This window comes from Rhodocytophaga rosea (genome assembly GCF_010119975.1).
GTDB lineage: Bacteria > Bacteroidota > Bacteroidia > Cytophagales > 172606-1 > Rhodocytophaga > Rhodocytophaga rosea.
Genome location: NZ_CP048222.1, coordinates 558,398 through 579,729 on the forward strand (window position 1 = coordinate 558,398; position 21,332 = coordinate 579,729).

Sequence of the window (21,332 nt, forward strand, 5' to 3'; positions counted from 1 at the left end):
AGATTACAGAACTTACTTTTTATATAGATAGTCCAAATTTTAAGTATTATACTTTCAGAATATAACCTATTATATCAAAAAATCTATCAATCTATACATCTGTTTAAAACTTCATCATGTCCTGCATATTGAAAACACCCTGCTTCCCCTGAATCCATTCTGCAGCCACTACTGCTCCCAGGGCAAAGCCTTCCCGGCTATGCGCTGTATGTTTAATCTCAATCGTATCTTCTTTAGACTCATAACGGATAGTATGTGTTCCTGGTACGCCAGCCTCTCTTAAAGAAATAATAGATAATAAAGATGGTTCTGTTGCATGTTCGTTTACCCAGCCTTGTTTGCGGTCCATTGAATCAATAATATCTTTTGCCAGGCTCAAAGCTGTACCACTGGGGGCGTCTTTTTTTTCCGTATGGTGTATCTCTTCCATAGATACTTCATAATCTGTATAACGGTTCATTAAGTTTGACAGCACACGGTTGAGATGAAAAAATATATTAACCCCTAAACTATAATTGGAAGCATAAAAAAAGGCACCCGATTTCTGCATACATAATCTCTCCATTTCCTGTTTGCGGTGCAGCCAGCCAGTGGTACCACATACAACTGGAATATGGTGTTCAAAACAATACGTCAGATTACTTACGGCCGATTCCGGAGAGCTGAATTCAATGGCAGCATCTACTGTAGCCGGATCTATCCCGGCTAGTTCATGCAGGTTATTCAAGTCTATTTTATGAGAAATGGTATGTCCCCGGCTAATGGCAACCCGTTCAAGCACCTTTCCCATTTTTCCATATCCTAACAAAATAATGTTCATAAATTATTTTAGGTGTAAAGTGAGTGAAACACCAGTTACCGGCAATCCGGCCACCTGGTCTACGGCAGGCTGTACTGACAGGCTCAGGTCATCCGACAGATCAAAATCTTTTAAATGTGCCGTAACATTGGCATCTACAATATTAAGCACATAGGTGAGTCCTGAAAGGATAACCGTAAAATCCCGGTTACGGCGATAATAATCTTTGGCCTGTTTCAGCCGGTCTAATGGAATAGCCGTACCAGTTGTTGGATACACAATAGGCAATTCCAGTTTACTTTCCGAAGCAGTCCGCTGGGTAATGTAGCGGTCACGCCAGATGATATAGTTCCTGTGATTATCTATAATGAAATACCCCAGAACTCCTACCCCAGCATACAAAATAGGCAGTTTCCAATATTGTTTGGTATAGATCTGGCCTAATCCGGGTAATGCTGCCGAAAAAAGGGTGGCTTTCCGTGGATTATATCTTTTCCGGATGGCAATAGTTTTGGCAGCCGACTTACTTTCTTGTATAATAGTAGTGGTATCCGTTTGGGCAACTACGGCAGAAGTTGAAAAAGTTAAAAAGAAGCTGGTTATACACACGACTATCCAGAATTTCATCAGCATATCTCTACATATTAAGTAACTCAAGAATCCGGTTAAGGTCTTCCTGCGAAGAAAAGGGTATTTTGATTTCCCCTTTATTCTTTTCATCACTTTTTATATTCACTTTCGTGCCAAAGTGCGAAGAAAGCTTGGATTGTATCTGTACAAATTCATATTTCTGTGGATCTTTCTTATCTTTTTTAGCATTGCGGTCAAAAGCATTACTGGAAAGGTCGCGTACAATCTCCTCTACCTTCCTCACCGACAGGTCTTCGTCCATGATTTTTTTGAAGATAGCCAGTTTTGTGTCCACATGTTCTATATTGATAATAGCCCTGGCATGCCCCATGCTTATTTTGTTATCCCGTAAAGCTACTTGTATTTCCGGCGGTAATTTAAGCAGACGGATATAGTTATTTACTGTTGTGCGGTTCTTGCCTACCCGTTCACCCAGTTCATCCTGCTTGAGATTACATTCGCTGATGAGGCGCTGGTAGCTAAGGGCAATTTCTATAGAATTCAGGTTTTCACGCTGAATGTTTTCAATCAGGGCCAGTTCCAGCATTTGCTGGTCATTGGCGGTACGTACATAAGCCGGAATGGATTTTAAGCCAGCAATTTTAGATGCCTGCAATCTTCTTTCCCCGGAAATCAGCTGATACTGATCCCGGCTCAATTGCCTCACGGTAATAGGCTGAATAATTCCCTGTACCCGGATAGATTCAGCCAGTTCGTTGAGTGCATCCGTATCAAAATATGAACGTGGCTGAAAAGGATTCACTTCAATGGCATGTATATCTATTTCGCTCATGGTATTGAGCGTTTGCAGGCTGGTTAAATTATCGTTATTTACAGATTCAGAATCCTGAAGGAGTGCACCTAATCCCCGGCCCAATGCATTTCTTTTCTTTACTATTTTATTATTCTGCTGAGTCATTTTTTGCTAAATATTTTAAAAGCAGGCATTAGTAAACTTATGAAATATGATAACACCTGCAAAGATTGATCATACTTATCAATCTTATTTAATTAAGTCTGCTCTGTAAGTCCATTTTTTACCAGAATTTCCCTGGCTAAGTTCAGATAACTGATCGCCCCTTTGCTATCTGCGTCATGGGCAATAGCCGGAATCCCAAAACTAGGAGACTCACTCAACCGGATATTACGTGGTATAATGGTATTAAACACCATTTGCTGAAAATGCGAGTTTACCTCATCTACTACCTGATTAGACAAGCGGACCCGTAAGTCATACATGGTGAGTAAAATACCTTCGATCTCCAGGTTTGTGTTTAATCTGGATTGAATGATTTTAATAGTATTGAGCAATTTGCCCAGGCCTTCTAAAGCGAAGTATTCGCATTGTACCGGAATAATCACAGAATCGGCGGCTGTAAGGCTGTTAATGGTGATCAAACCCAGTGAAGGCGAGCAATCAATAATAATAAAATCGTACTCAGTTTTAATATCTTTCAGCACTTCCCGCATCTTTTCTTCCCGGCTTTTCAAATTGATCATTTCTACTTCAGCACCTACCAGATCAATATGAGAAGGCAATAAGTCTAGGTAATCGATCTCTGATTTAATAATAATATCTCTTGCCAGCACGCCATCTACCATACACTCATAAATACTATTTTCTATTTCTTTTGGGTTAAATCCCAGGCCGGAGGTTGAATTTGCTTGCGGGTCAGCGTCTACAATCAAAGTCTTAAACTCAAGGGCGGCCAGACTTGCTGCCAGGTTAATCGTTGTGGTGGTTTTTCCAACGCCTCCTTTTTGATTGGCAATGGCTATGATTTTACCCATATACTTCTAAAACAATACGCTAAATGTTAGTAAATCCTTGCTTTGCAATGTACTCATTCCAAAGTTTTACTTATACAGTCTATTAATTATTTAATTGTATTCTATTTATTATCTATTTCAGTGATCTCCCAAAAATAATGTAAGAAAAATTCAAGAATGTAATCATCTGTTTCTTCTTCTGATAATTCGCTGATGGCCATTGTTTAACTGTCCGATAGAACCATTAAAGGTACTTTAACTTGTGGCCGGATTTATATGCATGACTATTCCATTTTTCTGTAATCAGGTAATATTTTATTTTTCTGTAAATTTTTGCCAAACTCCGCTTTTTAATTTAATTTATGGTCAATTCATTAAAAATAATAATTCACTTTCAGTCTATACACATTTTTACCACATCATCTATGGTGTTTTTTAAGCAGATTATCCTTTTACAATGAAACCAATAATAGTAATTGCTGCACAGGAGGTAAAAATGGACAGGAGTAATGGTAACAACTATATACAGTTATTAAAAAAGCGCTGAAAGTTAATGTGTATGCATGTATGTAAATACTGCTCAATTGTTTTTTTAATTTGTATTTTTCGTCAATCTTTAAATCCGAATTTAACTCACAATTCACAAAGATAAATGTTTAATTGAAAATTTTTGAAAAAATTATGCTAAGACAATTTACCGGATTATTTATTGCTCTTGTACTGCTTGCTTCCTGCAGCGACGGCAATAAGAAGGAGAAGCAAGAGGCTAAAAAGGTTTTCAGATATAATCAGGCAGAGGGCTTAACCTCCTTAGACCCTGCCTTTGCAAGAAATCAGGCTAATGTTTGGGCTGTTAACCAAATATATAACGGTCTTTTTGAACTCGACCAGCAACTCAATGTGGTACCAAGCTTGGTAGATAACTGGAAAGTATCTGAAGATGGCAAAACGTATACGTTTGAAATCAGAAAAGGCATTCATTTCCAGGACAGCGAAGTATTTCCGGATGGTAAAGGCAGAGAAGTAACTGCTGATGACTTTGTATACAGTTTTAAGCGGGTACTTGATCCTAAAACATCCAGCACTGGCGCATGGATTTTTAATGAAAGAGTATTAACCAACGCCGATGGAAGTATTTCTGATACTTGCTTTGTAGCGCTAGATCCTCATACATTTAAAGTACACCTGAGAAGACCTTTCCCTCCTTTCATGCAGATTCTGACGATGCCCTATACGTATGTTGTACCTAAGGAAGCAGTAGAGAAATATGGGAAAGATTTTGGTTTAAAGCCTGTAGGTACTGGTCCTTTCGTATTTAAGCAGTGGACAGAAAATGAGAGTTTAACTTTATTAAAGAATGCAAATTACTGGAGAAAAGATGCTTCAGGCAATAGCCTTCCTTATTTAGATGCTGTACAGGTTTCTTTTATCGCTGATAAAAATCAGGCTTACCGTACCTTTGAGCAAGGCAACTTAGATTTCTTATCCGGTATTGAAGAAAGCTCAAGAGACCTTGTTTTAAACCGTGATGGTTCTGTTAAAAAGGACTTTTCTTCTAAATTCCAGGTACACAAAGTTCCTTATCTGAATACAGAATATTTAGGTTTTCAATTAGATTCTTCTACTTATAAAGATAAAAAACATCCTTTCCTGGATAGAAGAGTGAGACAAGCTTTGAGCTATTCTATCAACCGTCAGGAACTGGTCGCATTTTTAAGAAATAAACTAGGTATTCCCGGAGTGTCTGGTATCGTTCCTGTAATTATGCCTTCTTTCGATAGCACAAAAGTAAAAGGATATACCTATGACCTGGAAAAAGCTCAGCGTTTATTGAAAGATGCTGGTTTCCCACAAGGAAAGGGTTTTCCTCAAATTACCTTGAATGCAAACACTTTACACAATGAACTATGTGAATACCTGCAAAAACAATGGTCGAGCCTGGGTATTAATGTAAAAATTGACCAGAATAATAACTCTACTCATCAGCAAATGATCGATAATGGTCAGGTAAACTTCTTCATGGCCTCCTGGCTGGGCGACTATCCGGATGCAGAAAACTATCTGGCTATGTTCTACAGCAAAAACTTATCTCCAAGCGGTCCTAATAAAACCCGTTTCAAAAATAAGGCATTTGATGAACTGTTTGAGAAAGCTCAAATTGCAGATAATGATCCTTTCGACAGATATGAGATGTATAACCAGATGGATCAGATCATTATGACTGAGGCTCCGGTAATCGTATTGTTCTATGATGAAGTGGTTAGACTTGCACAAAATTATGTAACTGGTCTGGAAGCCAATCCAATGAATAATCTGATGCTGGAAAAAGTAGATTTCAAACCTGCTACAGCTACTGCATCTGCAGAATAGATTTACTAAGTAGATATCAATTATCAAAAAAGCAGCTATTCATAGCTGCTTTTTTGATAATATAACCTGTATTAATGCAGGTAACCGGGTTTAGAATGCGTCAGTTACAGTTTTCACTTCAGTAGCATGCTGGCGATGCGTACGTAAAGCAGACAAATACTTATTAGCAAATCCTTTTACATCCCCATCTTTTGCACCTGAAGCAGCCTTCTCGAAATTTGTTATTGTTTCATCATGTGCAGTGATCTGTTCGTTCATATAATCCTTATCAAAAGTAATATCCTGATTCCCCATTCAGCCGGTTTACAATAGCTTGCTTTGCTGCTGGAAGCGTTTTAGAAACTGAAACATTTTTTACACCTGCCAGTGAATCAAATTCCTTCGCCTGTATATTGTGGTCAGTAATCATTTGCTGGGCAAAATCAATTACTTCTACAGTAATAGATTTCTGAGCAGCAAATTGACCCGATTGAATTTCAAAACACCACACTGTGCGCAGCAAATTACATAAACTCAGTACCAGATATCATATTTGCATCCTCATCATCATCTTTACAGCCATTCATCACAAATAACCCTGCACACAACAGCATGAGTCAATATTTTACATTTACTCTTTCCTTGTTATTTTATTTTGATGTTACTTTTTTAAACTATACCACCCTATCTGGATTTAAGTTTAGTTAAAAGCAATTTCAGTAAAAACGCTTCCAGATTATAAACTTATCCTTCAAGTTATTACAGGCTTGATAAAGATGATATTTTGTAAGTAAACCAAGTTAATTATGGTTTCTGTGGGATGCTGAAAAAAGGCATGTATCAGCAAAATAAAATTTTAAAATCATATTGCAACTTCTATATTTGCGAGTCAAAACTAAAAAAAGTTAAACTTAATATGGATAAAATTCTCTACATCATTCCTCTTTTCGGGGTAGTGGCATTGCTCTTTACAGCTTGGCGGTCGGCTTGGGTAAGCAAACAAGACCCCGGCACCCCTAAAATGCAGCAAATTGCTGCCAGGATTACAGAAGGAGCCATGGCATTCCTGAAAGCAGAATACCGAATTCTTGCTATTTTTGTTGTCTGTGTAGCTATTCTGCTTGCTGTAACAGCCAACAGTGAAACTTCTTCCCCTTTGGTAGCCCTTTCGTTTGTACTAGGCGCCTTTTCTTCCGCGTTAGCTGGCTTTATCGGAATGCGGGTTGCAACAAAAGCCAACGTTCGTACAACCGCTGCTGCCAGAACTAGTCTTGGTAAAGCATTAGAGGTGGCTTTTACAGGAGGTTCTGTCATGGGAATGGGTGTAGTAGGATTAGGTGTATTAGGATTAAGCATATTATTTATTATCTATAGCAATATATTTGGTGTAGGAGATGCTAATGCATTAAACCGGGTGATCACTATTCTTACCGGTTTTTCTTTTGGCGCATCTTCAATTGCATTATTTGCCCGGGTAGGAGGTGGTATTTATACCAAAGCTGCTGACGTAGGTGCTGATCTGGTAGGTAAAGTTGAAGCTGGCATCCCGGAAGATCATCCTTTGAACCCGGCAACCATTGCTGATAATGTGGGCGATAATGTAGGGGACGTAGCAGGGATGGGTGCAGATTTATTTGAATCCTATGTTGGTTCTATTGTAAGTTCGATGGTATTAGGCGCAGCTTTTTACATGATCCCTGGGTATACTGACAATTTCAACGGACTATCGGCTGTATTACTTCCGATGGCTCTTGCTGCAGTTGGTATCATCATGTCTATTATCGGTACTTTCTTTGTAAAAGTAAAAGAAGGAGGGGATCCTCAAAAAGCCCTGAATATGGGAGAATTTGGTTCTTCTGCTATTATGATCGTTGCTTCCTGGTTTATTATCAAAGGAATGCTGCCAGAAACCTGGCAATACAATGATCCTTTATATAATCAGCCTGGGGAATTTACTACTTATACTTCTACCGGTATATTTATAGCCACCGTTATAGGTCTGGTAGCCGGTGTACTAGTAGGTTTGATTACAGAATATTATACTGGTATGGGTAAAAAACCTGTACTTTCCATTGTAAGACAATCTTCCACAGGTGCGGCCACTAATATTATTGCCGGATTAGGTGTCGGAATGATGTCGACCGCTATTCCTATTCTGATCATTGCCTTTTCTATTATCGGTGCTTTTGAATATGGCGGCTTATATGGTATAGCTATTGCTGCCGTTGGTATGTTATCTAACCTGGGTATTCAGCTGGCGGTAGATGCCTATGGACCAGTATCGGATAATGCCGGTGGTATTGCTGAAATGGCTGGACTTCCGAAAGAAGTAAGAGGAAGAACTGATAAACTGGATGCCGTAGGAAATACAACGGCCGCTATTGGTAAAGGGTTTGCTATTGCTTCTGCTGCTTTAACAGCCCTTGCCTTATTCGGGGCGTATATGACTTCTGCCAACATTCGTACCATTGACATCTCCAAAGCCAATGTAATGGCAGGTGTTTTTATAGGTGGTATGTTACCTTTTGTTTTCTCAGCTCTGGCGATGGGTGCTGTTGGAAGGGCGGCCATGGCCATGATTGAAGAAGTAAGACGTCAATTCCGTGATATCCCTGCTTTAAATAAAGCGTTGGCTGTGATGCGTAAAAATGAAAATATTGAGATGGACCAGTGGTCTGCTGCTGACCAGAAAACATTCAATGACGCCGATGGCTCTGCCGAATACGGGAAATGTGTAGATATTTCTACCAGAGCTGCTATCCGGGAAATGGTTCTGCCTGGTATATTAGCTGTAGCTGTACCAGTCGTAGTGGGTTTTATGCCCGGTTTTGGAGCAGAAGCCCTAGGAGGTTTACTGGCTGGTGTAACGGTAACTGGTGTGCTGATGGCTATTTTCCAGTCAAATGCTGGTGGTGCCTGGGATAATGCTAAAAAGAGCTTTGAAGAAGGCGTTGAAATCAACGGACAGATGTATTATAAAAAATCAGAACCTCACAAAGCCGCTGTTGTTGGTGATACTGTGGGCGATCCATTCAAAGATACTTCCGGTCCTTCCTTGAACATCTTGTTAAAGCTGATGTCTGTAGTGGCGCTGGTGATTGCTCCTCTTCTGATAGATGAAGATACAAAACCTACTCCTGCAACGGGACAATTAGTACCTAAGGTAAAAATTGAACAGACAACAAGTGTAAAATAACACTAATTCGTTATTAGTTATTCGTTGACGGTTGTTAGTATTTCATTGCAGATTAACACCTTACCTACAATCAAATATGCAGTAACAAATTTAAATTAGTATAATTAATAAAAGCAAAGCCATTCCTGTGAAGGAATGGCTTTGCTTTTATATGGCGTTGAGTGTTAGGTATATATTTCTAAGTTTCAAATTTGATTAACCTATAACTTACCATTTATTATAGATATGCATCCATCAAGTGCTTAATATATTCCTACTGGATGAAAGTGAAGGTGTGGTTTCCTTTTTGATGAATAATAGATATATGTAAGATACATGTAAGTTTTATTTATCATTATGGAGATTCTCAAAGACCTCACCATTTTAATATGCCTGGCTATCGGGATAGCAGGCCTATATTTACAAACTAAATTCTATCACGATAAGCAAAAAAAAGGTGATTAAAATCTATACAGTAAACCTATTCTCACCTTAGGAATACCTATCAGATGAATTACAGTTAAAAAACTCACCTTTTGGAGGGATTTTTATTTTCCATACACCCGTTGAAATACTTCATCTGCCTGTTTGGGTCCACTATTTGGGCTTTTTACCAGACTAGTTCTATACAGGTTATCCCCTTCTACACGCTGGCTATATTCAAAAGTCTGCCCCTGTGCAGAGATGCCATGTTCCACTTTTAACATACTTTTATTCCCCTCAAGAGTGTATGTTCCTGCCATTACGTTGTTTAGCTTTTTAGCAGAGCCAAAACCTATCCACATCCAATGCGTAGGGGTGATAACATAGATACTGCTGTCGGCAACCATACTGGCAGTACGGTTCTTATTGTCCTTCTCAACCGAAGAAGACAGCTGACGCCAGGTACCGATGCCTGAATTATTTGAATTCTGTACTGCTGTCTTAGCCTTTTTGAATACATGGTTTAATTGAGTCTTATTACCAGATAAGACCAGTGTTCCCTTTTGATAAAAAGTATCTCCATCCACTGTAAATTCATATACAGGATTGGCTATTGAAGCGTTGGCTATATTAGAAAATTCAATATTTTCCCGATAGAAGCCACCTGCCAGTATATATGTACCAATCCCAATATATAAAAATTTATCAGTTTTAATATCTTCAATCACAAATGCAAAATGAGTTGGAGTAATGATCTTTATTTCCCGCTCCCTATCAGTTTCTCTTATCCAGGTGCCTAATAGCGGATTTTCGCTGGCTCCGGCAGGACTCTGGGCATGAAGAGACAGCATTTTACAGAGTAAAACAAATACCAGAAAAAACTTGCCAGTTTTCATAACAATTGAGTTAAAGAATTCACTATAAAAGATACGTTAAAGTTTTCAGAACTGCCAGAAATGAAATAGAGTGCTTCACTTATTTTGACAGGAATACTAATAGTCATTCAAACATATTTCTTTCAAAAAAGTTAGTTAATGATAAAGAGTAGCCAAGGAAATATTTTGCAAATTTTTGCAGAATACTACCCAACCAAATACTTATTTGTACCGTACCGGAATCGGTTAACTGTTCATGGCGTAACAGAAGTATTTGACAGCAGCTGTTAACTCTATAAACACATCATTCAAACAAAGTACTAGTATGAGACAAGCAGCCAGCTTCCCCTTAAAAAAAATTCTAGCAAGTGATCAACAATCACTTATTAATTTCAAATTACGCTATAATGCACTAGTAGATAAAATCAATACCTCTCAGCTTTCTGATGTTGAAAAACAGCTATTGTTTGAACAATTAGAACAGATAGATTTTCAGATTGCGGAGAAATCAAATCAGGAACACACCTAATGCATTAGTTAGGAAACGCAATTGCAAAATGCCGATCGGGTATCCGATAAAGTCTTTTCTGCCCAGTAGCACAAGGTTTATTGGACAGAATACATCATTGTCCCTATCCCAAATTCTACATGCAATAATCTTTCATAAGCTCTAACCCTCCTTACCATAGCCTCATAAGCAAATACTGCCATTTATTGAATAGTTGCTTTAGTAAATGGGTATTATACTTTGCCTTCCGTAACTTGCACCAAAATTCATACGGATGCCACTTTTAGAGACTTTTCAGCAACGGCAGAATTCATTCGGGCAACAAGCCGCCAGATGGCAGCAGCAATACAATCAGCTTTCGTGGGTACGTGTACTGGTATTTGTAGCCGGTATTGCCGGAATATGGTTATTGTACCGCAATGATACTGCTGCACTGCTTGTTATCGGATTTGCTGTTCTGGTGTTAGGCTTGTTCCTATACCTGATGAAAAAACATAACCAGATTGCCTATCAAAGAGATCAGTGCCGTTTTATGAGTCAGATTAATCAGGAAGAAACCGCCAGACTTAAAGGCAAACACCATCCGGAGGAAAATGGAAATCAGCATGCCGATGCGAAGCATCCCTACCTCACCGATCTGGATATCTTTGGGCGGAGTTCATTATTCGAACTTCTTAACCGCTCAACTACGCTCGGTGGAAATCTTCTGCTTGCCAGCTGGCTTAAACAAGCAGCTTCAGCCCAGGAAATTCACCAGCGGCAACAAACTATCAAAGAAATGGCTCCCTATATTGACTGGCGGCAACATTTTCAGGCTTCTGGTATGCATGTAAAGGCTTCCCTACCAGAAATTGAAAGCCTCTTGCAATGGATAGACGAACCCCCTGTCCTGTCTCCCAAAAAATGGCTGGTGGGTCTGGTATATATATTGCCTGTTCTGACAGTTACAGCAATCTTATTATCTGTTTTTACAGAAATTACCTATCACCTTCCTGCCTTTTTTATACTTATTAATTCGGCTTTGCTGGGCTATACCTTCAAAGAAGTAAAAGATGCCTCCGAGAAAACAGCCAAAAGCGCCAAAGTATTAAAAGTGTATGCTGAGTTGCTGCACACGTTGGAAACCTGCCCTTTTCAATCCGAAAGAATGCAGGAACTCAAACGAGCCCTGGAACATAGCCATAGTAAAGCCTCTACCCGGATTAGGCAACTCTCCAGTTTACTCTATAATCTGGAAGCCAGACAGAATGTATACTTTTATGCCCTGGTCAGTAGTACCATTCTCTGGGATTTATTCTTTGTGATGCGGCTTGAAAAATGGAAAGAACAGGTACAGGAAGATATTCATTTGTGGCTCCAATCGGTAAGCGAAGCCGAAACTCTCAACAGTCTGGCTGGATTTATGTATGCCAACCCGGAGTATTGCCTGCCGGAGATTTCTTCAGAGAATTTACACCTGCAAGCACAATATATGGCCCATCCGCTTATCCTAAAGGAAAAAAGAATAAGCAATTCTATTCATTTGAGCGGTGCCGGTAAAACAATGGTTATCACCGGTTCCAATATGTCGGGCAAAAGTACTTTCCTGCGGACGGTAGGAATCAATGCAGTGCTGGCTATGGCCGGAGCTCCGGTGTGTGCAGCTGGTTTTACGGTTTCTATTTTCCAGGTATTTACCTCCATGCGTACCCAGGATTCCCTCGAAGAAAATGTATCCTCTTTCTATGCTGAACTCAAACGCTTAAAACAACTCATCGACAGCCTTCCCGAAGGGAAACCGATCTTATATTTATTAGACGAAATCTTAAAAGGCACCAACTCCCAGGACAGGCATTCCGGTGCACAGGCACTCATCCGGCAACTGCACCGGTACAATGCTTCCGGCTTTATTTCTACCCACGACCTGGCCCTGGGAGATATGAGCAAAGAAATTCCTGGCTTTGTGAGCAATTATAGCTTTAATAGCGAAGTTGTAAACGATAAGCTATACTTTGATTATACCCTTCGTGAAGGTGTGTGCAAGAGTTTTAATGCCAGCAAGCTTATGCAACAAATTGGTATTGAAATGGAGTAAATCAAAGAGAAATCAGATAGGCAATAGAAACACTAATCACCTGATTCTTTGAGTTTGTAGTAGCCTGAATGTCAGTCATACTCTGCGAAAATCTTCCTTCAAGCTGAAAATTTCCGATAGTTGATTCATACATCATTCCTAATCCTCCGGTAAGGCCAAATTCTGCCCGGTTATCTGTATCGGTAAAGCTGTATTTTCTGTTTGTTTGCAAATCAGTCGTTTGAATTTTCTCTGATGCTGATACACTATAGCCCACCAGAAAGCCCATATTTAGGAAAAGCCTGAATTTGGTTACCCCCAGATAAAACTGGCTCATACAAGGGATTTCTATGTAATTGATCTTCCGGCTATAATACTGCACACTGTCAATAATCTCTTTCCAGCCTTTTTGAGAGAAGTTTACCTCAAGCTGAACTCCGGCAATTTTATCTTCAAAATGTTTAAAAATAAGGCCGCCATTATAGGTAAAAATAGTTTCCTGCTCTATAGAAGGTTCAAAAACAACCTTAGGAATGTTTAACCCCGCTTTAATGCCGATAGATGTTTGTGCATTTAAGAAACTTAATGGAATAAGGAAAAAACCCAGCAGTACAATAAACCGCATCTGATACTATTTTTGAATTACAATATAGATTTTAATTGTTTACAACTGCTATTTAACTGGAGATATTTCCTATCCAACTCTACCAAACCATATTACCGGTTTAGCATTGGTATCTATTAGCTATAAGCTCATTAATTAATAATCAGCGAAAAAGTGCTCCTTCTACTTTTGCATCTGCCAGGTCTGAAACTTAGCTACTAAAGCGAAAAAAGGTAAATTACCATTCAATACTGGAATAAAAACTCTCATATTCTAAGCAGGAATAATCCTATAAAATTTCAGCAAAACGTACATTGCATGATTATCATTATAATCAGCAGATAATTAAGGATATAAGCTGGTATTTTCGATGAAAAAACGTCTCAGTTATTTATATAATTATGCTTACCCAACGCACGTACAGTTACAAAGATGTAACCATGCTGGTAGCCTGCCAGACCATTGCAGAAAACTTTAAGGCACACAAAGAAGAAATCATAGCTGTACGCAGCGTATGGGCCGATCCCTTCATCAGCACTTTTGAAACCCGTATCAACAAAGCCATTACCAGCTATTTAGGTTTAGATCCAAAACAAGAACTGAAAACCGCAACTTTAGTAGTTACCCAGTTACAGGAAGCTTCTTTAAAAGACCTCTCCTTTCTGAAAGTACAGATCGAAGCTGATTTCTCGGTGGACAAAGTACGCCAGGCTTCGCTGCTTGATGGTTTAGGCTATTACTCCTATTGGGTACCTGCCAGGGGCAAAAATCAACAGGCATTAATTCAACTGCTATATCAATACAGGAATGGTTTAACCAAAGCCGTAAAAACAGAACTGGTGACAAAAGGCATTAATGAAGCCCTACTCAACCGGATATCTTCCTATGCCGATACCCTCCGCAAAGCCAATGTTACCCAGGAAACACTGAAAGGTTCCAGTAAGGAGATCACTGAAGCAGGCACCCTTGAGTTCAATGCCATTTATGAACAGGCTATGACCATTTGTAAGATCTGCTCCAAGGTATTTACAGACAATGCCCAGGTTAAAGATAAGTTTGTATTCAGTAAGATTGCTAAAAGTATCGCTCCTTCCAGAAAAGAAACAACTGTAGCTAAATCTCCGGCTGTGACAGCAGAATAAGTAAGAATTGTTTTGTGTTTAGTATAAAAAACCTGGAAAACGTTATGTTTCCCAGGTTTTTTTGTGCTTCTTCTACTCCGTATCACTGGTTTTTTTAACCTATTAATTACTCACAATTTATAGACAAAGCAAACGTGCGGTGGGTGGCTCAGCAATAGCGCGGACTTTTTTGGCCTTGTGCGTAGATTGTAGGATTGTGCGATGATTTTATCTGGCGTAAAAAACTCTCTATTGGTGCTGCCCTTTTGTTTTGTTACAATATGCAGCGCACAAAACTGGCTCAAACATTCGCATGTTTGCCCTCTTTTGAACAAGCAAAATAAAAGTAAAGACAGCGTAAAGATTTACCATTCAAAAGTTTTTAGCCTAAAATAATTATGAACACATCTTACTGCTACATTTTAAAGATGTAGGTAATTAATAGAGTTTAAAAGCCTTTAATATGAAAATGTTGCTTCAACAAATACTGCTATTGCCTTCATTAAAAATAATTTCTTCTACATCTATAGTCTTTTCTCACACATAGAAAATGTTCTCACACACATAGAAATACCTTCTTCGGTCTTAAAAATTATTTTCTCACACTTAGGAATACTTTTCACGCACATAGAAATTATTCTCACGAGCTTAGAAATAGTTTTCACAGGCTTAGAAGTACTTTTCTCACACATAGAAACTTCTCCCACGAACTTAGAAATAGTTTTCTCATACATAGAAACTTTTCCCATAAGCTTAGAAACTGTTTTTCCATACATAGAAACAATTTTATCACACATAGAAATTATTTTCACACCCTTAGAAAGAGTTTTCCCGCTCATAGAAACCTCTCCCACAGAATTAGTAAGTAAACTATTAGAGATAGAATCTAAGTTACTGTACATAGCATCAGTAAATTCCATGTAAATTATCCTACAATTCAAACCAGGCATCCCTTCTGAACATATTGTGTTCGCCATATCTTACATAGCCTAGCTGGTTAGTGATCATACGGGTATCGTAGATAGAAAAATCAGCCTTATTGCGATGACTATGGCCGTACAACCAATAATTTATCTGGTTTTCTTCTATGAGTTGATGCAGGTTTACACAAAAAGCTTCATTAAGCGGACTTTCTTTAAATTCCTCCACATTACATACCTCGCTCGGCAAATGATGACTCACTACTACCGTTTTTCCAGGCCTCTTTTCTTTCAATGCTTCCAACAAAAATCTTCTGGCATTTTCGTGTAAGTCATTATAGTGATTAATTCCCAGTTTCTCCTGTTCATATCTGATCCTACGAAAATCTACCATTCCTCTCAGTATCGGCAATATGTTGGTAGTAATTTTAGACCACAGGGTTGTAAAAATAAACTCTATCCCTGCCCACTCAATCTTTCTGTTATGCAGCAAACGTACATTGCTGCGAAGCTTTTCATCGAAACCATTTAGTGATAGTGCTGCATCGTAGCCATTATAATATTCATGATTCCCAGGTATCAGGAATACCTGTTGAAAATTATCCGCTAATTGATCGAATAAAGGTTGTTTGTGGAATTCTTCCCCTAAGTAAAAAGTATCTCCGGCTATGATCAGAATATCACCACTGGGAATAATCGGGTTTTGTACAAGCCACCGATGGTTTTCAGGAAACTCCAGGTGCAGGTCAGAGCAATATTGAATCTTCATAGACTGGTTTATTTTGAAATGCAAGCCTGCTAGTTATACCCTTTCTTCCTCTATCAGGCTTACTCAGCCACAGACAAAAATGTATGTTATAGAAAACAGCAATTAATTTCAAGCATTTACCGGAAATTAAACTGATAAAAAGATTAAATTATCTTCCGAGTAAATCTTCTCCCATGAGCCGCACTTCATTCTTATATCTTATTACCCTAATCCTGTTTACCGGAATGGTTGCCTGTACTTCCAGCGAGAAAAAAGCGGCTGAAAAAAGTAAACCAAAACAACCAACTGTTACGCTGATTCCCACCGGTAAATTCTACTTCAACTCTTTTGTTGATTGTAATATGGCCGAAGCCTGGGTAGGTGATACGTTTCGTATTTTCCCGGGAAAATATGGAGAAGATCCGCTGTGGGGAAATGCCCGCGAACTCAAATTTGCCGATGGCCAACATGCTGATGAAGCTTTCAGCAGTCCGGCAGAGAAATTTACAGAACCAGTATTGCCTAAGAATGCACCAGTTGGTACAGAAGGCTTGCATGGAGCCGTCTGGTTCGAGACCATTTACCAGGATACGACCGATGCGAGCGGAAAAACACTGTTTGCTATTTATCATAATGAAAATTATCCGCAAACTCTCCCCTATGATGCCAACACCGGCCAGGGATATATTGATAAACACTGGCCACAAGGGCTTACCGGGAAAAAAACACCTGCTGCCGTGTGCCGTATAGGGGTGATGAAGTCAGTAGATGGCGGGAGAAGCTGGGCAAACAAAGGTTTATTCATCGAAGACCTTCAAGCCCGGATGATTTTGAAGCCTCATAACAACTCCGTAACCTTTGCAGGTGGTGTAGGCGATCCATCAGCGGTAGCCAGCGGCGATTATTTGTATCTGTTTTATGGAGAATATGGTTATCCTGGCACTTATGACTCTCTTACCTATGATCCTGCAAAAGAATGGAGTGGTCAATGTGTAAGTATGGCTCGTATCAAACTCAGCGACCTGGAAAACCCGGAAGGAAAAGCCAGAAGGTGGGATGGAAATGGATTTAACGCTGCTCATAACGGCATTGGCCAGCCTATTGCTTCTCTGCAAATCCCAATAGACTCTGGTGGCCCGGCTTCTTCTGCTACCGGCAAGTATTATTGGGGACCTTCCGTAAGCTGGAATTATTATCTCAACTCCTGGGTGATGCTGATGGCCCGTGCAGAAGGGCCTTCCTGGAAAGGCAGCCGCATTTATATTTCCTATAACCCGAACAAAGACCTCAGTACCGGTAATAACTCCCAGCAATGGACCAAACCAGAACTCCTTATTGATAAACCAGGGCATATTCTGTGGTATCCTTCTCTTCAACCCCTCAACTCGCCGGAAGATATCGGCAATAAGAATACCAGTTTAAAGTTGGGCCAACATGTAAGGCTATTTTATAAAGACCAAAGCCCGGAGAAGAACGTATACTGGTCGGAATTTCAGATAAAATTTGAGAAATAGCTATATAAAAGTACGTAAAGATGGCAAAACAGTGAAGGTATTAGTCACCTATGAAAGCCAGGTTTTACTTGATATCTGTCCTGCTTCCATAAAAATCTTTGGGTTGTTGCCAGTGCTGGTACATTAACCAGCAAACTCCACAAAACACCAGCATGTCGGCTATATTAAATACATAGAAATTGTACTGATATCGATAGTGGACGTGAATAAAATCAATAACATAGCCATTATTGATCCGGTCGGTGAGGTTTCCGGCGGCGCCGGCGAGTATTAAGGCCAAAGGCAAGAGTTCTGTTATTTTTTTCTGCCTCCATTGCCAAAATAAAAAAACTACAAACAGAACTGCCAAAGTAGTCAGGGTAAAAATGAGTGGCAATCTGACCTGCTCGTTTATATGCCGCAGCATTCCAAAAGCTACTGCCGGATTTTCTACATAGGTAAAGTCTAAAAATCTGGGAAATACTTCAATCGCTACTTTATATTTTAACCTGGCTTCTGCCCATTGTTTGGTAGACAAATCTGCATTACATCCCATGGCAAATACGATCAGCAAAAAGATGTATTTCCGGAAGGCAGTCTGGAATTGTCTCATGGCCGTATGTTTAGTATATGAAACGAACAGCGCAGGTTACCTGGTATGAGTTTGTTCATAAACATCTATCTACACACAACTCTACATAGTTTTTATGAACAACAAAATGTTAGGTACGCTGGCAATGAGCGGTGCTCCTTTTTTATTTCTTGATTATTGTATGCATGGGATGAATGGAGGAGGTGAGCAGTTTCAGCATACTTCAATGAGCGGCATATTATCCATTGTGTACATCAGCGCCTGGATGTGCAGCATGGTGGGTTTATCTAACCTGAAAGCAACCGGCGAAAGCAAATCAGCAAAAGTTTGGTTGATTATTCCTTTGGTCACCCTTTCTATAGCCAATATATGGAACGGCTGGGAAGTGATACAACCTGGTGCAAACACTTTTCTATATCACCTGCTGGATATGTTCTGGCCCATCAGCAATCTATTCATGTTTTTCTTTGGAATAAAAGTAATCTTAGCCAGACAACTGCAAGGCTGGAAACGATACATTCCGCTCGTAGTTGGTTTGTGGTTGCCTTTTACAATACTGTTAAATGCAATAGCCGGAATGAGTACGACTATAATGATGGTTTCAGGCATTTACTCAGCCTTTACCTGGACAGTATTAGGATATATCGTGTATACAAGTCCTGTAACAGACAAATTAAGATATGCGCCTGTTGTGATATAACTTTCAACACATTCTAAAATTTTGATTTCTCGCCTTTAAAAATGAAGCATTAGCCCGATACCATTAGTGGTAGCCACCGCTTTTAGTTCAGGAGAGTAGTATTTGTAGAAATGATGGCTTAATCCAGCGTTATAAGTTTCAATCGCTTTCATAGCTTGTCTATCTGATTTTGCCAGCAGTGGAATAGAAATGACACACATGCCAACACCTATTCCTGCAAATGGCCAGAAATACTTAAAATTTGAGGCAAGAATGCTTTGTCCTAAGGGTACAACTATAGCAGCAACCCCTAGTATTGCTAACGTATTTCCTAAAGCATAATTTACTTTAGCTGGTTTTAACAACTTGTAGGCTTGTTCATTTTTTTGACAATTACACCCACTTCTCTTACACTCAACGTTAGTTCACCATATTTAAATGCATATATTGGGAAGCCTTTCACAACATCTATTTTAACTGAATTAGATTGTGCATGCAGTTTTGTGACTCCTAAGGCAATAAACAGAACAAAGATGAAGATCAATTTCATACGCTGATTGATGGTTTGAAAAACCACATAAAATAAAAAAAATAACCGCAGCTATTTTGATAGTTGCGGTTATTTTTTACTTCCATCGTAAAAATAAGTATTACGACTATTAAACTCAGCATATATGAATTTAATATGTTTAATTAGTTCTGGGAACAAGTTTCAGCAATAAACCTGGTCCTTCAGTTATGGCATACAGAAATCCATCGGGGCTTTGAGCTATGTATCTGAAACGGGCCATATCAGTCATTAACTTTTCTTCGGTCACATATTTGTTTCCGGATAATTCTACCCTGGCCAGGTGACGGTGAGCTAAGGCACCGATTAGTAAGTTTCCTTTCCATGCCGGGTATTTATCGGAAGTTACGATTGTCATGCCGCAAGGGCCAATGGAAGGAACCCAATAGCGAACAGGATTTTCTATGCCTGGCAATTCTTTGTCTTTGGTAAGAATAGAGCCATCATAATTAATTCCGTAGGAGGTTTTAGGCCATCCATAATTCTTTGCTTTCTCAATCAGGTTCAGTTCATCTCCCCCTTTAGGGCCATGTTCCACTGCCCAGATTCGGTTGGTAGCAGCGTCGTACACCATTCCTTGTGGGTTTCTATGGCCATAGGTCCAGATAGAAGCGCTGGCATCTTTTTGGTTGGCAAAAGGATTATCACTAGGAATACGGCCGTCATCGTAAATGCGGTGGATCTTTCCGTGGTCATTGTTGAGTTCCTGTACTTTTGGCTGGGTGCCTCTTTCCCCTACACTCACAAATAGAAACTTGTCTTTATCGAAAATAATGCGGCTGCCAAAGTGAAAAGTAGCCGGAATAAAAGGTTTGGCCAGAAAAATATCCTGTAGATCTGTTACCTGGTTTCCCTGCAATTTAAAACGGGACACAGCCGTCGTTATACCACCTTCTACAGGTTTGGAATACGAAATATAAATCCATCCATTGGTCTTATAATCCGGATGCAGTTGAATATCTAATAATCCTCCTTGTCCGGCACTGGAAACCTGCGGCAAACCGGTAAGCTTTTCGCCGGTAAACTTATCATCTTTAAATACCAGGATCTCTCCGGCTTTTTCAGTAACCAGCAAGCGTCCGTCAGGCAGCCAGGTCATGCCCCAGGGATTTTTAAAGTCTTCATACAATTTTTCTGTAGATACCTCCAGTTTTGCTGGATCACCGGAAACCGGATCGGTATCTTCTTTCTCGCCTGCTTCACAGGAAGAAATAATGAGCGCCGCACAGAAAAGACAACTCAGATAACGATAGATTCTGTTCATGTTGATTTGTTTTAATTGAATAAACTGCTTGTGAAAATTATTTAGTAACAAAGTATTTGTATGGCAACCTAATGCCCATCCTCCTCTGGTGTATAACGGTGGTTTTGTTATACGTATTATGTCGTACCATAGCAGTATCAACAGTATATTATCTGCACTGATCCGCTTGTTTTACAAAGATTTATCTTTAAGCCAGGGTTAATATGTACGAGATTTATTAGCCTGCTGCCTGCAATTGGCTGATGGTTTCTTGTGTATATATACCAAATATACTATCCTCGGGCCTTTTAATAAATAGCTGTAAGGTATTTCGCTGGTCCTGTTCCCCATCCCAGTAATGCAAAGATTTAAAGAAGTCAATAAATACATCCAGATCAAGGTTATTAAAGGCTGCTATAAACAGATCAGCTCTCAGGCAATTATTACCTCCCACGGTACATTTATCTATTTTAACAAAAGGTGGAACATTCAGTTTGCTGGTATACGCATTCAGTTGCGCACCGAACATTTCCTGTGCTCCATAAAGAGAGGCAGAAATTATAATATTCGTGATTGTGCTCATGGTGTAAAATTGGCAAAAAATTGTATAAAACAGATACCTCAGTTTGAATTTACCTCCTTATTACATTTACTAAATGCTTGCTTTCTTCCCTAGTATCTTTTTACCTTTACTATAGTTTCTATCTAACAATTTGATTGTTTGGTTTATAACAGTATCAAACTATCTATCATTGGAAAAAGAAATTATTTTATACTTTTTT

The 21,332-nt window shown here is 39.3% G+C and carries 21 protein-coding genes; 7 read left to right on the forward strand and 14 right to left on the reverse strand.

Going from position 1 to position 21,332, the window contains the following annotated elements; genetic code table 11:
• Positions 1 to 103: 103 nt before the first annotated feature.
• The 4 genes from dapB to GXP67_RS02465 form a co-directional block, all read right to left on the reverse strand.
• Positions 104 to 820, reverse strand: coding sequence for a 4-hydroxy-tetrahydrodipicolinate reductase (gene dapB / locus GXP67_RS02450; protein WP_162441684.1), 717 nt, complete (start codon positions 818 to 820; stop codon positions 104 to 106).
• A 3-nt stretch (positions 821 to 823) separates the two neighbouring features.
• Positions 824 to 1,432, reverse strand: coding sequence for a DUF5683 domain-containing protein (locus GXP67_RS02455; RefSeq protein WP_162441685.1), 609 nt, complete (start codon positions 1,430 to 1,432; stop codon positions 824 to 826).
• Between the two features lie 4 nt (positions 1,433 to 1,436).
• The gene (locus GXP67_RS02460; RefSeq protein ID WP_162441686.1) at positions 1,437 to 2,348 is read right to left on the reverse strand and encodes a ParB/RepB/Spo0J family partition protein; all 912 of its coding nucleotides are present in this window, start codon (positions 2,346 to 2,348) and stop codon (positions 1,437 to 1,439) included.
• A gap of 92 nt (positions 2,349 to 2,440) precedes the next feature.
• A complete protein-coding gene (locus tag GXP67_RS02465; protein WP_162441687.1) occupies positions 2,441 to 3,220 on the reverse strand; it encodes a ParA family protein in 780 nt (259 codons plus the stop codon).
• Positions 3,221 to 3,880: 660 nt separating this feature from the next.
• Between GXP67_RS02465 and GXP67_RS02470 the strand changes: the two genes are divergently transcribed.
• A complete protein-coding gene (locus GXP67_RS02470) occupies positions 3,881 to 5,569 on the forward strand; it encodes an ABC transporter substrate-binding protein (protein ID WP_162441688.1) in 1,689 nt (562 codons plus the stop codon).
• 90 nt (positions 5,570 to 5,659) lie between these two features.
• On the opposite strand, the gene GXP67_RS02475 is transcribed toward GXP67_RS02470, so the two are convergent.
• Together GXP67_RS02475 and GXP67_RS02480 are read right to left on the reverse strand one after the other, a co-directional pair.
• Positions 5,660 to 5,863, reverse strand: coding sequence for a DUF4142 domain-containing protein (locus GXP67_RS02475; protein WP_232064889.1), 204 nt, complete (start codon positions 5,861 to 5,863; stop codon positions 5,660 to 5,662).
• Positions 5,838 to 6,059, reverse strand: coding sequence for a DUF4142 domain-containing protein (locus GXP67_RS02480; RefSeq protein ID WP_162441690.1), 222 nt, complete (start codon positions 6,057 to 6,059; stop codon positions 5,838 to 5,840). Before GXP67_RS02480 ends, GXP67_RS02475 begins: the two co-directional genes overlap by 26 nt.
• Positions 6,060 to 6,464: 405 nt before the next feature.
• On the opposite strand from GXP67_RS02480, the gene GXP67_RS02485 reads away from it, so the two are divergent.
• Positions 6,465 to 8,744 (forward strand): sodium-translocating pyrophosphatase, encoded by a 2,280-nt coding sequence (locus GXP67_RS02485; RefSeq protein WP_162441691.1) that lies wholly within the window; start codon positions 6,465 to 6,467, stop codon positions 8,742 to 8,744.
• Positions 8,745 to 9,271: 527 nt separating this feature from the next.
• Here GXP67_RS02485 and GXP67_RS02490 read toward each other — a convergent pair.
• Positions 9,272 to 10,042: a hypothetical protein gene (locus GXP67_RS02490; protein WP_162441692.1), complete on the reverse strand. Its 771-nt coding sequence runs from the start codon at positions 10,040 to 10,042 to the stop codon at positions 9,272 to 9,274.
• Between the two features lie 304 nt (positions 10,043 to 10,346).
• On the opposite strand from GXP67_RS02490, the gene GXP67_RS02495 reads away from it, so the two are divergent.
• Together GXP67_RS02495 and GXP67_RS02500 are read left to right on the forward strand one after the other, a co-directional pair.
• On the forward strand, positions 10,347 to 10,550 hold the full coding sequence (locus GXP67_RS02495; RefSeq protein WP_162441693.1) for a hypothetical protein: 204 nt from the start codon (positions 10,347 to 10,349) through the stop codon (positions 10,548 to 10,550).
• Positions 10,551 to 10,803: 253 nt separating this feature from the next.
• Positions 10,804 to 12,603 (forward strand): MutS-related protein, encoded by a 1,800-nt coding sequence (locus GXP67_RS02500; RefSeq protein ID WP_162441694.1) that lies wholly within the window; start codon positions 10,804 to 10,806, stop codon positions 12,601 to 12,603.
• A 1-nt stretch (position 12,604) separates the two neighbouring features.
• Here the strand turns inward: GXP67_RS02500 and GXP67_RS02505 are convergent, their stop codons facing one another.
• Positions 12,605 to 13,207: a porin family protein gene (locus GXP67_RS02505; protein ID WP_162441695.1), complete on the reverse strand. Its 603-nt coding sequence runs from the start codon at positions 13,205 to 13,207 to the stop codon at positions 12,605 to 12,607.
• Between the two features lie 380 nt (positions 13,208 to 13,587).
• On the opposite strand from GXP67_RS02505, the gene GXP67_RS02510 reads away from it, so the two are divergent.
• Positions 13,588 to 14,328: a hypothetical protein gene (locus tag GXP67_RS02510; RefSeq protein ID WP_162441696.1), complete on the forward strand. Its 741-nt coding sequence runs from the start codon at positions 13,588 to 13,590 to the stop codon at positions 14,326 to 14,328.
• A 503-nt stretch (positions 14,329 to 14,831) separates the two neighbouring features.
• On the opposite strand, the gene GXP67_RS02515 is transcribed toward GXP67_RS02510, so the two are convergent.
• Positions 14,832 to 15,227 carry a hypothetical protein gene (locus tag GXP67_RS02515; RefSeq protein WP_162441697.1) on the reverse strand — a complete coding sequence of 132 codons (396 nt, stop codon included), beginning with the start codon at positions 15,225 to 15,227 and terminating at the stop codon, positions 14,832 to 14,834.
• 10 nt (positions 15,228 to 15,237) lie between these two features.
• Complete coding sequence (locus tag GXP67_RS02520; protein WP_162441698.1) at positions 15,238 to 15,996, reverse strand: metallophosphoesterase; 759 nt, start codon at positions 15,994 to 15,996, stop codon at positions 15,238 to 15,240.
• Positions 15,997 to 16,169: 173 nt separating this feature from the next.
• Here GXP67_RS02520 and GXP67_RS02525 point away from each other — a divergent pair, with 173 nt between their 5' ends.
• On the forward strand, positions 16,170 to 17,489 hold the full coding sequence (locus GXP67_RS02525) for a hypothetical protein (RefSeq protein WP_162441699.1): 1,320 nt from the start codon (positions 16,170 to 16,172) through the stop codon (positions 17,487 to 17,489).
• 64 nt (positions 17,490 to 17,553) lie between these two features.
• Here GXP67_RS02525 and lspA read toward each other — a convergent pair whose 3' ends face one another.
• A complete protein-coding gene (gene lspA, locus GXP67_RS02530; RefSeq protein WP_162441700.1) occupies positions 17,554 to 18,081 on the reverse strand; it encodes a signal peptidase II in 528 nt (175 codons plus the stop codon).
• Positions 18,082 to 18,175: 94 nt separating this feature from the next.
• On the opposite strand from lspA, the gene GXP67_RS02535 reads away from it, so the two are divergent.
• Positions 18,176 to 18,760, forward strand: coding sequence for a hypothetical protein (locus GXP67_RS02535; protein ID WP_162441701.1), 585 nt, complete (start codon positions 18,176 to 18,178; stop codon positions 18,758 to 18,760).
• Between the two features lie 35 nt (positions 18,761 to 18,795).
• On the opposite strand, the gene GXP67_RS02540 is transcribed toward GXP67_RS02535, so the two are convergent.
• The 3 genes from GXP67_RS02540 to GXP67_RS02550 form a co-directional block, all read right to left on the reverse strand.
• Positions 18,796 to 19,104 carry a hypothetical protein gene (locus GXP67_RS02540; RefSeq protein ID WP_162441702.1) on the reverse strand — a complete coding sequence of 103 codons (309 nt, stop codon included), beginning with the start codon at positions 19,102 to 19,104 and terminating at the stop codon, positions 18,796 to 18,798.
• A gap of 324 nt (positions 19,105 to 19,428) precedes the next feature.
• The gene (locus GXP67_RS02545; protein WP_162441703.1) at positions 19,429 to 20,571 is read right to left on the reverse strand and encodes a PQQ-dependent sugar dehydrogenase; all 1,143 of its coding nucleotides are present in this window, start codon (positions 20,569 to 20,571) and stop codon (positions 19,429 to 19,431) included.
• A gap of 217 nt (positions 20,572 to 20,788) precedes the next feature.
• Entirely contained in the window at positions 20,789 to 21,133 is a 345-nt protein-coding gene (locus tag GXP67_RS02550; protein ID WP_162441704.1) for a hypothetical protein, read from the reverse strand.
• Positions 21,134 to 21,332 lie beyond the last annotated feature (199 nt).

Excerpts from the sequence above, each read along its gene's own strand:
- GXP67_RS02470 (WP_162441688.1), top strand. The coding sequence starts at position 3,881 with ATGCTAAGACAATTTACCGGATTATTTATTGCTCTTGTACTGCTTGCT.
- GXP67_RS02460 (WP_162441686.1), bottom strand. The coding sequence starts at position 2,348 with ATGACTCAGCAGAATAATAAAATAGTAAAGAAAAGAAATGCATTGGGC.
- GXP67_RS02520 (WP_162441698.1), bottom strand. The coding sequence starts at position 15,996 with ATGAAGATTCAATATTGCTCTGACCTGCACCTGGAGTTTCCTGAAAAC.
- GXP67_RS02505 (WP_162441695.1), bottom strand. The coding sequence starts at position 13,207 with ATGCGGTTTATTGTACTGCTGGGTTTTTTCCTTATTCCATTAAGTTTC.
- GXP67_RS02500 (WP_162441694.1), top strand. The coding sequence starts at position 10,804 with ATGCCACTTTTAGAGACTTTTCAGCAACGGCAGAATTCATTCGGGCAA.
- GXP67_RS02465 (WP_162441687.1), bottom strand. The coding sequence starts at position 3,220 with ATGGGTAAAATCATAGCCATTGCCAATCAAAAAGGAGGCGTTGGAAAA.
- GXP67_RS02495 (WP_162441693.1), top strand. The coding sequence starts at position 10,347 with ATGAGACAAGCAGCCAGCTTCCCCTTAAAAAAAATTCTAGCAAGTGAT.
- GXP67_RS02535 (WP_162441701.1), top strand. The coding sequence starts at position 18,176 with ATGAACAACAAAATGTTAGGTACGCTGGCAATGAGCGGTGCTCCTTTT.
- GXP67_RS02550 (WP_162441704.1), bottom strand. The coding sequence starts at position 21,133 with ATGAGCACAATCACGAATATTATAATTTCTGCCTCTCTTTATGGAGCA.
- GXP67_RS02455 (WP_162441685.1), bottom strand. The coding sequence starts at position 1,432 with ATGCTGATGAAATTCTGGATAGTCGTGTGTATAACCAGCTTCTTTTTA.
- GXP67_RS02485 (WP_162441691.1), top strand. The coding sequence starts at position 6,465 with ATGGATAAAATTCTCTACATCATTCCTCTTTTCGGGGTAGTGGCATTG.
- GXP67_RS02525 (WP_162441699.1), top strand. The coding sequence starts at position 16,170 with ATGAGCCGCACTTCATTCTTATATCTTATTACCCTAATCCTGTTTACC.
- GXP67_RS02475 (WP_232064889.1), bottom strand. The coding sequence starts at position 5,863 with ATGGGGAATCAGGATATTACTTTTGATAAGGATTATATGAACGAACAG.
- lspA (WP_162441700.1), bottom strand. The coding sequence starts at position 18,081 with ATGAGACAATTCCAGACTGCCTTCCGGAAATACATCTTTTTGCTGATC.
- GXP67_RS02510 (WP_162441696.1), top strand. The coding sequence starts at position 13,588 with ATGCTTACCCAACGCACGTACAGTTACAAAGATGTAACCATGCTGGTA.
- dapB (WP_162441684.1), bottom strand. The coding sequence starts at position 820 with ATGAACATTATTTTGTTAGGATATGGAAAAATGGGAAAGGTGCTTGAA.
- GXP67_RS02490 (WP_162441692.1), bottom strand. The coding sequence starts at position 10,042 with ATGAAAACTGGCAAGTTTTTTCTGGTATTTGTTTTACTCTGTAAAATG.
- GXP67_RS02545 (WP_162441703.1), bottom strand. The coding sequence starts at position 20,571 with ATGAACAGAATCTATCGTTATCTGAGTTGTCTTTTCTGTGCGGCGCTC.
- GXP67_RS02515 (WP_162441697.1), bottom strand. The coding sequence starts at position 15,227 with ATGGAATTTACTGATGCTATGTACAGTAACTTAGATTCTATCTCTAAT.